Source organism: Neobacillus sp. PS2-9 (assembly GCF_030915525.1).
In the GTDB taxonomy this organism is placed as follows: Bacteria; Bacillota; Bacilli; order Bacillales; family Cytobacillaceae; genus Neobacillus.
In genome coordinates, this window is record NZ_CP133269.1 from 1,643,054 (window position 1) to 1,655,764 (window position 12,711).

General features: G+C 36.8%; 13 protein-coding genes. 8 read left to right on the forward strand and 5 right to left on the reverse strand.

The features are described from left to right. Nucleotides 1-603, reverse strand: coding sequence for a 5' nucleotidase, NT5C type (locus tag RCG25_RS08085; protein WP_308083156.1), 603 nt, complete (start codon nucleotides 601-603; stop codon nucleotides 1-3). A gap of 192 nt (nucleotides 604-795) precedes the next feature. On the opposite strand from RCG25_RS08085, the gene RCG25_RS08090 reads away from it, so the two are divergent. Beyond that, a complete protein-coding gene (locus tag RCG25_RS08090; protein WP_308083157.1) occupies nucleotides 796-1,278 on the forward strand; it encodes a hypothetical protein in 483 nt (160 codons plus the stop codon). 62 nt (nucleotides 1,279-1,340) lie between these two features. Here RCG25_RS08090 and ispG read toward each other — a convergent pair whose 3' ends face one another. The 3 genes from ispG to RCG25_RS08105 form a co-directional block, all read right to left on the reverse strand. Next, nucleotides 1,341-2,438, reverse strand: coding sequence for a flavodoxin-dependent (E)-4-hydroxy-3-methylbut-2-enyl-diphosphate synthase (ispG, locus tag RCG25_RS08095; RefSeq protein ID WP_308084124.1), 1,098 nt, complete (start codon nucleotides 2,436-2,438; stop codon nucleotides 1,341-1,343). A gap of 114 nt (nucleotides 2,439-2,552) precedes the next feature. After that, entirely contained in the window at nucleotides 2,553-2,900 is a 348-nt protein-coding gene (locus RCG25_RS08100; RefSeq protein ID WP_308083158.1) for a LysM peptidoglycan-binding domain-containing protein, read from the reverse strand. 83 nt (nucleotides 2,901-2,983) lie between these two features. After that, nucleotides 2,984-3,763, reverse strand: a complete 780-nt coding sequence (locus RCG25_RS08105; protein WP_308083159.1) for a DUF1189 domain-containing protein — start codon at nucleotides 3,761-3,763, stop codon at nucleotides 2,984-2,986. Nucleotides 3,764-3,884: 121 nt separating this feature from the next. Between RCG25_RS08105 and RCG25_RS08110 the strand changes: the two genes are divergently transcribed. Continuing rightward, a complete protein-coding gene (locus RCG25_RS08110; RefSeq protein ID WP_308083160.1) occupies nucleotides 3,885-4,370 on the forward strand; it encodes a DUF456 domain-containing protein in 486 nt (161 codons plus the stop codon). Nucleotides 4,371-4,390: 20 nt separating this feature from the next. On the opposite strand, the gene RCG25_RS08115 is transcribed toward RCG25_RS08110, so the two are convergent. Continuing rightward, on the reverse strand, nucleotides 4,391-5,089 hold the full coding sequence (locus RCG25_RS08115) for a Crp/Fnr family transcriptional regulator (RefSeq protein WP_308083161.1): 699 nt from the start codon (nucleotides 5,087-5,089) through the stop codon (nucleotides 4,391-4,393). Between the two features lie 253 nt (nucleotides 5,090-5,342). Between RCG25_RS08115 and RCG25_RS08120 the strand changes: the two genes are divergently transcribed. The 6 genes from RCG25_RS08120 (at nucleotide 5,343) to pstA (ending at nucleotide 12,672) form a co-directional block, all read left to right on the forward strand. Then, on the forward strand, nucleotides 5,343-5,951 hold the full coding sequence (locus tag RCG25_RS08120; RefSeq protein ID WP_308083162.1) for a superoxide dismutase: 609 nt from the start codon (nucleotides 5,343-5,345) through the stop codon (nucleotides 5,949-5,951). A gap of 129 nt (nucleotides 5,952-6,080) precedes the next feature. After that, entirely contained in the window at nucleotides 6,081-7,298 is a 1,218-nt protein-coding gene (locus RCG25_RS08125) for an MFS transporter (RefSeq protein ID WP_308083163.1), read from the forward strand. Nucleotides 7,299-7,509: 211 nt separating this feature from the next. Further along, nucleotides 7,510-9,618, forward strand: a complete 2,109-nt coding sequence (locus RCG25_RS08130; protein ID WP_308084125.1) for a peptidoglycan D,D-transpeptidase FtsI family protein — start codon at nucleotides 7,510-7,512, stop codon at nucleotides 9,616-9,618. Nucleotides 9,619-9,869: 251 nt separating this feature from the next. Beyond that, entirely contained in the window at nucleotides 9,870-10,781 is a 912-nt protein-coding gene (locus RCG25_RS08135; RefSeq protein ID WP_308083164.1) for a phosphate ABC transporter substrate-binding protein, read from the forward strand. An 83-nt stretch (nucleotides 10,782-10,864) separates the two neighbouring features. Beyond that, the gene (pstC, locus tag RCG25_RS08140) at nucleotides 10,865-11,785 is read left to right on the forward strand and encodes a phosphate ABC transporter permease subunit PstC (protein WP_308083165.1); all 921 of its coding nucleotides are present in this window, start codon (nucleotides 10,865-10,867) and stop codon (nucleotides 11,783-11,785) included. Beyond that, the gene (gene pstA / locus RCG25_RS08145; RefSeq protein ID WP_308083166.1) at nucleotides 11,785-12,672 is read left to right on the forward strand and encodes a phosphate ABC transporter permease PstA; all 888 of its coding nucleotides are present in this window, start codon (nucleotides 11,785-11,787) and stop codon (nucleotides 12,670-12,672) included. The genes pstC and pstA overlap by 1 nt, the downstream gene beginning before the upstream one ends. Nucleotides 12,673-12,711: the final 39 nt, after the last annotated feature.

Here is a 12,711-nt window from a genome sequence, read left to right on the forward strand (position 1 = left end):
CTATAAATGGAAGCTGGCTGTTTGAGGTTTGACCCCTTGTTGTTTTAACCATTCGTCAACCCAATCATTAGCCTCTAACCAGTTATTAACCCGTATAACTCCATTTGGAATAGGGTCTTGATTGTACGGGGTATCAAATAATATAACCGGAATCTTACATTCTTCATGAATCATGATCGCATTATCATGTTTATCCTCGAAAAAGATTTCCACTTTATGCTTTTTTACTGTTTCCACTTTATCGTGGGAACCAATTAATTCAATATGGTCAAAGATTAATCCTTGGTCAAAAAACCAATTCTCAGTGACTTCTAGTAAATGGGAGCCCCTAGCACTAATAAAGAACAGTTCATGTTTATGTTTCCACTTGTTAAGGACTTTTTTTGCACCTGTTGCAAGCGGAGATTCCTTATATATAAGTGGTTCATTCTTGGCAAACCATTGTGCAAATTCTTTCTCTGATACATTAACAAATGGCGTCAAGTCATATTGATTCACGTCTTCGTACATAATTTCCATTCCAAAAGCTTTGTTGATAAAAGGCAGTATCGATTTAGGGCAAGTTACCGTTCCATCGATATCAATTCCAAATCTTCTTCTCATTAGGCTCACCTTCAAATTGCAATAGACTATCTTTATTTTACCAAAGACAGCTTAACAATAAAGTATTTATTTATAAGTAAATTTTTTCGGTAAATGAAATAAAAAACTAATGCAGTTAAACATTAACATATTAAAAATTTGAAGGAAGCTAACAATAATAAATGCTCCTATTACTGAAAGTGAGGGATTAGGATGGCAGACGAAAGAGACACAAGAGTTCAGGAAGCCCTTCGAAGTTCAATTATAGGCGAGGATATCCCCAATTCTCCATCAGAGTTTAGGGAAGAAGTAGCAACTGAAGTTGCCGAGCCTATAAAAACTCGCTACTCATTGAAAAAAGACGATCCTGTTCCTGAAATTGGAGCATCAGTTCCAATCCATTCTCATGGATACAGAGAAGAAACTGCTGCCGAAATAGCAGCCCCAGTACCTGTAGTTCGAAGAGATGTGCGTACAGGGGATAGGGAAAGAGCAGAGGGAGGGACCGGAATAGGTACCCTTGCAATTGCTCTTTCTATTTTGTCCCTGTTTGTTATGCCAATTCTTTTTGGTGCTGCCGGTATTGTGTTAGGGTTTGTTGCTAGAAGAAGAGGTGCTGAGGGGCTTGGTGCCTGGGCAATAGGTATTGGTGCCATCTCAATCATTCTTGGTATGTTTATTCTTCCGTTCTTTTAACATGAACGCAGCCTAGGAGCAAAAAGAAACCCGGTAGCAGATACCGGGTTTCTTACTTTTTATTACTTCACTTTCTCTTCTTCAGCTTTTTTGCGAAAATATTCTTCCGCAACTTGATCAATTTCTTTTTTCAATTCTTCGACCATTTGAGCCTCTGGAACTTTACGAACGATTTCACCTTTTCTAAAAAGCAAACCTTCACCGCGGGCACCTGCAATTCCGATATCAGCTTCTCGAGCTTCACCAGGACCATTGACAGCACAGCCTAAAACTGAAACCTTAATTGGCGCTTTGATATTTTGGATATATTCTTCGACTTCATTTGCAATACTGATTAGGTCAATTTCGATTCGACCACAAGTTGGACAAGAAATTAATGTGGCTGCATTAGAAGAAAGTCCGAAAACTTTCAATAGTTCTCTTGCTACTTTCACTTCTTCAACCGGGTCTGCACTTAAAGAAATACGAAGGGTGTTACCGATTCCTTTACTAATGATAGCACCTAACCCTGCCGCACTCTTTACAGTTCCAGAAAATAGTGTTCCGGATTCTGTAATTCCTAAATGTAATGGATAGTCAAATGCCCGTGCAGCTTTTTCATAAGCTTCAATCGCCAGATTAACATCTGATGCTTTCATGGAAACAATAATGTCATGGAAATCTAAATCCTCGAGAATTTTGATATGGTGAAGAGCACTCTCGACCATTCCATCTGCAGTAGGGTATCCGTATTTTTCAAGGATCTTCTTTTCAAGAGAACCTGCGTTTACCCCAATGCGAATAGGAATACCGCGTTCTTTTGCTGCTTTAACCACAGCTTCCACTTTTTCACGCTTACCGATGTTTCCAGGATTAATTCTGATTTTGTCTGCTCCGCCTTCAATAGCTTTAAGAGCTAATTTATAATCAAAATGAATATCTACCACAAGGGGAATATTAATTCGTTTTTTGATTTCTGAAATAGCATTTGCTGCTCGTTCGTCTGGACATGCCACACGAACAATTTGACAACCTGCTTCCTCAAGACGTTTAATCTCAGCAACTGTTGCTTCAACATCATGAGTCTTAGTTGTAGTCATACTTTGAATAATTAATTCATTATTCCCGCCAATTGTTAAATTACCAACTTTAACCGGCCGGGTTTTTGTGCGATGTATAATTTCACTCACGTGGAATTCGCTCCTTTAAATTGGAATTCGAATATGGGTTCTAAAATCAATTCGACTTTATTTTATCAGTCTACCACTATTTTTGACAAGAAGAAGCGATTATCCTCATTTTTTTGAGTAATCAGGAAAAACGTAGGTTGAGCCAATCTGAATTTTCTCAGGAGACTTTCCTGGATTGAGCTTCTTAAAATCTTCAATAAGCTCGGTTATAGAAACAGGAAGAGATTTATCTAACTCGTTTTCAACGATTGAAATAACAGTATCGCCAGGTTTTACTTTTGCTTCAAATGCAGGGATATCTGTATTAGGTTTATTATTGTTTACTTTAGTGGTGTTCTCCACCTGTGCATCGACATGTTGAGGAGCTGAAGTGGGTAGTGTGCCAACAGTTAAATCAAAATAAATAACATATATGATTAAAACAGATAATAACAAACCAAAAAGTTTTTTCATCGGACAAGCCTCCAAAATGGAAAGTTTGTACATACCTATGCTTGTCCAACTATAAAAAGAACTAGATAAAAAAAATGCACCAATTATGGTGCATCTCTTTTAATCGTTTTTGGTCTTGGAATTTCCTTTATGGCTAAGTATAGAACGATAATCACAACAAACCAATTGATTAGCGCACTGTTAGGTACAGTGGTTTTAATAGCTGCCATAATTGTAAAAAATAGCGTAGGCAACGTTTCACTATATGCAGCCATTCTCCATAATTGGCGATAATTTAGCTTTCTTCCTAATAGGTTCTTTAATACAAGACCTATTAATGCTAAGATGGACACTTCAATAAAGCTGGCGGCACTAGAGAAGAGGTAAATAAGCAGCGAAACCACAGGTATAATTACACCCTTTACTCCAGCAATTGTATCGATAAATTTAAGCATTTCATCCTTAGTTAAACCTTCAAACATGGAATAGGGTGATGTATCAGTCCGTCCTGCTGCAGTAAGGACGAATTCATCCTTTAACAAGGCAAATGCATTTCCTTCGTTCTCCACATCGGTTTCAGTCATAGTGCCAGTTGGATCGATGATAATCGTAAAGTTCTCACGATTAATTATGACAGGTACATCGGTTTTTGCTGATAGTTGTCCATTCTTTATTGAAAAATCAGGCGATTCATTCGTGAGAATCTTCTCAGCGGTATCTATTCCAGTGGTTAAGGCTGTACTAAAATAAATAATGGCAGGTAGAACGGAAATCAATGTTAGAAAGAACACATAAAGAATAGTTTTTCCGATACCTTGGAAACGAAATAAGGCAATATCTTTTGGAGAGTAGATACTTTTAATAAATTGTTTAAAAATATTCATAGTGACCACCTTTATACAGATTCCATTCTATTGTATCTTTTGTAGGCCTTATATACAAGAATGCCTTATGAAACCTTTTTGATTCTCATTCGTAAAAATAATCATAGAAAGGAATGAAAAGATGGAAATAGTGTATTGGTCTTTAATAGCCATTTTATTTATTGTAGCTTTCGTAGGATTGATATACCCTATCATTCCTAGCGTCATATTTTTGGTAGCCGGTTTCCTATTGTATGGCGTGTTTTTTAGTTTCGAACCCTTTCATTGGTTATTTTGGGTAATTCAAGGATTGTTTGTCATTTTATTGTTTGTGGCTGATTATATTGCAAATATGATTGGCATTAAGAAATATGGGGGCTCCAAAGCCGGTATTTGGGGAAGTACAATTGGTCTTATTTTTGGACCATTTATTATTCCCGTGTTGGGTATCTTAATTGGCCCTTTTATTGGTGCAATAGCAGCAGAGTTAATCTTCAATAAAAGAAACTTTACGGATAGCATAAAAATTGGCTTTGGTTCTGTAATAGGCTTTATAAGCAGTGTAGTGACAAAAACCATCATTCAAGCAATAATGATCGGATATTTCCTAGTAGTTGTTTTAAATTAAAAAGCCACCTCGGTGGCTTTTTAATTTAAACCACAAATTTCGAAGGAACAATTTTGGCAATCTACTTCTTCCTTTAAGCAGTTTATCTTTTTAACAGTGATCTTTTGATTATCATATGAAATGATATCCTTTTCTCGAAGCTCCTTCAAAGAACGTTGAATTACCTCTCGTGTTCCAAAGGTTAAGTTAGCTAGTTCCTGATGTGTTAGCGGAAGGTCAATAAGGATGCCATCATCTGTCTTCACACCATATGAATTGCACAAGCGGATCAAAATGGAATACAGGCCTCCTTTTTTTCCATTCATAATTAAGTCCTGGCATTTCATCTGTGCTTTAAGATAACCAGTGCTTAACCAGTAAACGAGCGCATTCATTGCTTCAGGGTCTGTTAAGATAAATTCTTCAAAATGCTCCCGTTTGACGAGCATCATTTCACAATCAGTTAAAGTTTTCGCATAAAATTGATAATGGGGATTTGCTTTAAACAACTGATACTCAACAATTAACTCTTGGTTATTCAAGACTTTTAAAATAAACTCTTTTCCTTTTAAATGGACTCTACCAAGTGCAATACTTCCTTTAAGTAATAAGTAAACATACTCTACTGAATCTTTTTCTTGAAAAAGGACCGAACCAGACTTAATTTTTTGAATCGGTTCTTTTGTCTGGAAAAACTGAATCATTAAATTATATATAGAAACCATATTGCTTTCCATCATTATCACTCCCTATATATTACAGCTTAACAGAAAAAAGGAAGTAGAATCATGACACTTTTTCGAAATATTATTAGTTATGAATAAAAATCGTTGAAATGGGGATTGTAAATATGTTAGCCTAAGCATTTTATTTGAAACGCTTTACTAATTTTGGTACTCTTAAGCTACAAAGCTTAAGAAAATTCGAAAAATCGTTGGATTTTTTGATTGACTTTAGCCCAAAAATAATATGAATACATAGGAGGAATTTAACATGGCTTTTGAATTACCACAATTACCTTATGCAGAAGATGCTCTTGAACCACACATTGATAAGGAAACAATGAATATTCATCACACAAGACACCACAACACATACGTAACAAATCTTAACGCAGCATTACAAGGCAACGAAGAATTACTTTCTAAATCTGTTGAAGAAGTAATTGCAAACTTAGATGCTGTTCCAGAAGCAGTACGTACAGCTGTACGTAACAATGGCGGTGGACATGCAAACCACTCTTTATTCTGGCAAATCCTTTCACCAAATGGTGGCGGTGCACCAACTGGTGAATTAGCAGATGCAATTAACAGCAAATTTGGAAGCATAGAAAGCTTCAAAGAAGAGTTTGCAAAGGCTGCAACTACTCGTTTCGGTTCTGGCTGGGCATGGCTATCAGTGTCAAACGGTGAATTAGAATTAACAAGCACTCCAAATCAAGATTCTCCATTAATGGAAGGTAAAACTCCTATTCTTGGCTTAGATGTTTGGGAGCATGCTTACTACCTAAAATATCAAAACAAACGCCCAGACTATATTGGTGCGTTCTGGAACGTTGTAAACTGGGATGAAGTTGCTAAACGTTACAACGAAGCAAAATAATTCCAAATAAAAACAAAAAGACAGCTGTTTTTATAAGCAGCTGTCTTTTTGTTTGTTCCGATACCCGAAAAATTTGAATAGAAACCACTCTCTTGTTAAAGACTACCCTTTAGATAAAGGGGAGTTTTAATGGTGAAAAAATCAAAAATTTTAGGTGATGTAGAATTAACAAAAGATCTAACACTTTTGTTAGTTATTGGAGGGTTATATTCATTAAGTGTTGCTCTTTCCAATACATTTGTGAATATATACCTATGGAAACAAACAGGAAGTTATTTTGATCTAGCACTTTATAATCTTTCAATTGTCGTTTTACAACTGTTGACGTTTATCTTAGCAGGACGGTGGGCAAAGAAAATCGATAGGGTTATTGTACTTAGAATCGGTGTGATTTTCTTGGCTATCTTTTATCTAATGGTATTAATTACTGGAACAAAGGCTTCCTCCTTTTTATTACTTTTGGGCAGTCTCCTGGGTATAGGGTATGGTTTTTATTGGCTAGCCTACAATGTTTTAACCTTTGAAATTACAGAACCAGAAACTAGAGATTTTTTTAACGGATTTTTAGGAATTCTTAGCTCAGCAGGGGGAATGATAGGTCCATTAGCTGCTGGATTCATCATCACTAGATTTGAAAAATTCACCGGATATACCTTTGTATTTGGATTGTCCTTAGCATTATTTGCACTTGCTGTGTTTATCAGCTTTTCTTTAAAGCCGAGACCTGCTGCAGGGAGATATTGTTTTAGACGTATATTAGAGGAAAGAAAACTAAATGAAAATTGGCGTCTCGTTACCAATGCCCATTTTTTTCAGGGACTAAGAGAAGGGACGTTTTTATTTGTTATCTCCGTGTTTGTTTATATCTCAACTGGAAGTGAAATGGCTCTAGGTACATTTGGTTTGATTAACTCGGGCATTTCCTTTGTTGCTTATTACCTTGCATCCCGCTTAATCAAAAAGAACAATCGCAAAAAAGCCATTCTTATTGGTGGTCTAATACTATATGCGGCCGTCTTAATCATTGTCTGGGATGTAAATTTCGTAAAACTGTTAATTTATGCTGCTATGATTGCTCTGGCCTATCCACTCTTGCTTGTCCCGTATATGTCAACTACCTATGATGTGATAGGAAACGGGTGGAAAGCTGCAGAAATGAGAATTGAGTATATCGTTGTAAGAGAAATCTTTCTAAACTTAGGACGAATCGTTTCTATCCTTGCCTTTATTGCCGCAGTCACATGGTTTAATGAGGATCAAAGTATTCCTATATTATTGTTAATATTAGGTGCAGGTCATTCTTTGATTTATTTATTTATAAAAAGGGTTCAATTACCCGTAGCGTAATGAGGCTGACAAATCAGCCTCATTTTCCATTTCAAAGAGAATTTAATAAAAAATGTCGAAATACGCAAAATTGGTAAGGGTTATTCATAGAAAAAAAGCTCATTTTCTTATAAAATAGAGGATGTTGTGTTAAGCCTTGAAAAAAAGGAAGTGTGTAAGAACCTTGAATAAAAAGAAAAAAAAGAAGACGCATGTACCGTTCCGTTTAAATATGTTATTTTTTGTGGTTTTTGCGCTGTTTTCCATTCTCATCCTTCGCTTGGGTGAATTACAAATTGTTTTTGGTGATGATTTTAAACGGGAAATTGAACGAACAGAGGATATCACCGTAAATAACCCTGTCCCAAGAGGAAAAATGTATGATCGAAATGGGAAAGCCATAGTTGATAATAAACCTTTAAATGCCATTACTTATACAAAGAATCAAAGTACTACGCAAGAAGAAATGTTGAAAACAGCAGAGAAATTGGCGAAATTTATTGAGATGGACACAAAAAAAATACCTGTAAGAGATAAAAAAGACTTTTGGATTATGAAGTATCCTGAAAAGGCAAAGGCCTTAATCTCTAAAAAAGAATGGGATAAATATAAGCAAAAAAAATTAACTGACAAAGAAATCTATCAAATGCAAATTGATAGAATTGAAAATGATGATCTTATGGAGCTAGAAAATGATCAAAAGGCAATGAGAGTCCTAGCGATTTATAGGAAATTCAATAGCGGATATGCACTAACACCACAAATCGTAAAAAATAAAGATGTAAAACCTGAAGAATTTGCGATTGTTAGTGAAAACTTAGAAAATCTTCCAGGTGTGGACACAACCACTGATTGGGACCGAACCTATCCGTTTGGTGATACATTAGGGTCCATTTTAGGGAATGTTTCATCATCTGAGGCAGGAATACCAAAAGAACAGGTAAGTAAATATCTTGCCCGAGACTATAGCAGAAATGACCGTGTGGGACAAAGTTATATTGAATTAAAGTATGAGGATGTCCTTCATGGTCAAAAAGCTAAAGTGAAAAATGTGACAGATAAGTCTGGGAAAGTTCTTTCTACTGAAGTTGTTTCTGAAGGGAAAAGGGGAAAAGACCTTGTTTTAACCATTGATATGGATTTACAGAAGCAGGTAGAAAAAATTATTGAAGATGAGATGTGGGATGCCAAGAAAAAGCCAAATACTGCACTATTGGATCGTGCTTTTGTAGTAGTCATGAATCCTAAAACAGGAGAAATTTTGTCATTGGCCGGAAAGCAGATTGGTAAGAACAAAGAGGGTAAGACCGTAATGAAAGACTTTGCTGGAGGAAATATTACATCCTCCTATAACGTCGGTTCTGCTGTTAAAGGAGCAACCATCCTAACGGGTTATAAAACGGGAGCAATAAGTCCTGGAGACACTCAACTGGATGAACCTTTAGTTATTAAAGGTACACAGGTGAAAAAATCCTGGAAAACATTTGGAAGAATCAATGACTTAAGAGCACTTCAAGTCTCTTCTAACGTTTATATGTGGAAAACAGTTATTGCGATGGCCCATGGACGTTATGTCCCTAACGGACCATTAATATTAGATACAGAAAAGACATTTAATACAATGAGACAGAGCTTTAGTCAATTTGGACTTGGTACCCGGACTGGGATTGACCTGCCAAACGAAGCGAGCGGTTTTCCGGGTTCAGAAAAGAAACCAGGTTTGCTTCTTGACTTTGCCATTGGTCAATATGATACCTATACACCGATTCAGCTTGCACAGTATGTTTCTACAATTGCTAACGGTGGTTATCGTGTGCAGCCACATATCGTTAAGGAAATTCGCGAGCCAATAATGGAGAATAATGAATTAGGTCCTATTATTGAAGAAATGCAACCTAAAGTATTAAATCGTGTGGATATGAAAGAACAATGGATCAAACGAGTACAAGAAGGTTTCCGCATGGTTATGCAGGTGGGCGATGGTACAGCTACTAGTTACTTTAAAAGTGCTCCGTACCACCCAGCTGGTAAAACAGGAACGGCACAGGCCTTTTATTACGGGTCTGATAAATCTAAATATGGTACACCAGTCATGAACTTAAGTCTTGTTAGCTTTGCACCTTCAGACAATCCTGAAGTAGCTTTGGCTGTTATGGTACCATGGGCATACCAAGGAAATAGTGGGCCGAGTGTGAATAACTTAATTGGCCGAAAAGTAATGGATGCATACTTTGACTTAAAAAAGAATCGTAATAGTACGGGAGAATCAGCAACTACAGAACAACAACAGACTGAAAATACTACTAACACAAATCAAAACAACCAGCAATCTGGTCAATAATCAAATCTTGAACTGTCTCCACATTTGGAGGCAGTTTTTTTTATAACATGACAATGATTTGAGCATGATAACATTACATAACAAAGTATCTGTATAGAAGGGGACTTAATTAGATAGTGAATTTACAAAAGCTCTACATAGATTTACAAAACCTTTACAATTAATTAAAACACGGTTTACAGTGAAGGTTTATTCTTAAACATGTAAGGAAGACAAACATTAATACGAAAATTCTTAGGGGGAATTAAGAAATGAAAAGCCTGAAAAAATTAAGCTTATTTTCGATTCTAGCAGCAGTAATGGTAATGATGGCTGCTTGTGGAGGCGGAGCTGATACTGATAAAAAAGATGGAACAGCTGATGGTGGAAATAAAGAACTTTCTGGCTCATTAGTCATTTCTGGTTCATCTGCGATGCAGCCATTAGTTGCAGCTGCAGCAGAAGAATTTATGGCAGACAATCCAAATGTAGATATTCAAGTAAATGCTGGTGGATCTGGTACAGGTTTATCACAAGTAGCTGAAGGTTCTGTGCAAATTGGTAACTCTGACGTTTTTGCTGAAGAAAAAGAAGGTATTCCTGCTGACCAGCTTGTTGATCATAAAGTAGCTGTAGTTGGAATCACTGCTGCTGTTAACCCTAATGCAGGTATTAAAGATATTTCAAAAGAAGATTTAATTAAAGTCTTTACTGGAAAAGTGACGAACTGGAAAGAAGTTGGCGGTAAGGATCAAAAAATCGTTTTAGTAAACCGTCCTGATTCATCTGGTACTCGTGCAGTATTCAATAAATTTGGTTTAGATGGTGCAACACCAGCTGAAGGAATCACTGAAGATTCATCAAACACAGTTAAGAAAATTATCAATGAAACAGATGGAGCAGTTGGATATCTTGCATTCTCATATTTCACTGATGATAAAGTTACACCACTTTCAATTGACGGAGTAAAACCTACTGATGAGAACGTTCAATCTGGTAAATTCCCAATCTGGGCATATGAACACTCATATACGAAAGGTGAGCCTGATGGCCTTGCAAAAGCGTTCCTTGACTATTTAATGTCAGATGATATTCAAAACAATCTGTTAAAAGAACAAGGATACCTTCCTGTTACAAAAATGAAGGTTGAACGTGATGCAGAAGGAAATCAGAAAAACCTATAAGCAGTAAAACTTTTAAAAGTAAAGGGTAAATGCAGGATGCATTTACCCTCTTATGACGTATTCATAGGGGTGTTTGGATTTATATGGAAAAAACAATTCCTGCAAGTGAGAGATTGTTAAAATCAAAAAAGAGTTTAATGTCTGGGGAACTGCGAGGCAAGGTTATTGTCATACTATGTGCTGTAATTATGATCTCAGCAACCATTTCAATCACCATTTTCTTAGGCACAAAAGGGCTACAATCTTTTATTAAAAATGGTGTCAGTGTGATTGAGTTTATCACCAGTTCGAATTGGAACCCTACAAATAAAGCAAATCCGGGGTATGGCGCCTTACCATTTATCTTCGGCTCCTTTGCCGTTACTTTCCTTTCGGCGCTAGTTGCTGCACCATTAGGCATTGGCGGTGCTATTTTTATGACCGAAATTGCACCCTCTTGGGGAAGGAAAATTTTACAGCCAGTCATTGAGTTATTGGTGGGAATTCCCTCCGTTGTTTATGGATTCATCGGACTTACCGTGTTAGTTCCTTTTATAAGGGAAAATGTGGGCGGACTCGGCTTTAGTTTATTATCTGGAACGATTGTGCTTTCAATTATGATTTTGCCAACCGTAACGACCATTGCGACAGACGCAATGAGTTCTATACCAAAAAATCTTCGTGAAGGTTCCTATGCGTTAGGTGCCACACGTTGGCAGACTATTCGTAAAGTATTACTACCAGCAGCATTACCCACTCTTTTAACGGCAATCGTGCTAGGTATGGCCAGAGCCTTTGGGGAAGCACTAGCTGTTCAAATGGTTATTGGTAACGTAAGAGACTTACCATCAAGCATATTAGATGCATCAGCAACTTTAACAACGATTATTACACTCAATATGGGACATACAACCTATGGAAGTGTTGAAAATAATACTCTTTGGTCAATGGGATTGATTTTATTAATCATGTCTTTTGCGTTTATTCTCCTTATTCGCTATCTCTCTTCTAGGAGGAAAATGTAATGAACAGCAAAACTGCGGATCGTATTGCAACGGGAGTCTTTATTGCAATTGCTATTATTATCGTTTCTATATTAGTCGGTCTATTTTATTATATTTTGGTTAATGGTCTTAAGCATATTTCAATAGATTTCTTAACAACTCCATCTAGCAACGTACGTGCGGGCGGAGGTATACGTGATCAACTTTTTAATTCTTTTTATATCTTGTTTATTACCATGTTAATTGCTGTTCCACTTGGAGTGGGCGGTGGTATTTATATGGCTGAATATGCAAAACCAGGGAAAATTACTGACATTATTCGTTCATGTATTGAGGTGTTGGCATCACTGCCATCTATCGTCATCGGGATGTTTGGTTTATTAATGTTTGTAAATGTTACAGGCTGGGGCTATACCATCCTGGGTGGTGCGTTGGCACTTACTGTTTTTAATTTACCTGTAATAGTTAGGGTTAGTGAGGATGCTCTTCGATCAGTTCCTCGCGATTTAAAAGAAGCGAGCCTTGCCCTAGGAATTACTCATTGGTATACAATTAAAACAGTTTTATTACCAAGTGCTTTCCCGTCTATTTTAACTGGAGCCATTCTTGCTTCGGGTCGTGTGTTTGGTGAAGCAGCGGCGTTGTTATTTACGGCAGGCCTTTCTACACCAAGATTAGATTATGCGAATTGGAATCCATTTTCAGCGCAATCGCCATTAAATATTTTCCGTCCTGCGGAAACACTGGCTGTTCACATTTGGTCAGTTAATACTCAAGGGTTAATTCCAGACGTTGAGGAAGTTTCAAATGGATCTGCTGCAGTTCTAGTTATATCCGTACTAATATTTAATTTATTAGCCCGGTGGATTGGTAGTTTGATTCACAAGAAAATCACAGCAACTAAATAAAGGGCGGGATACATGATGGTTACAGCTTTTAAGGAAAAG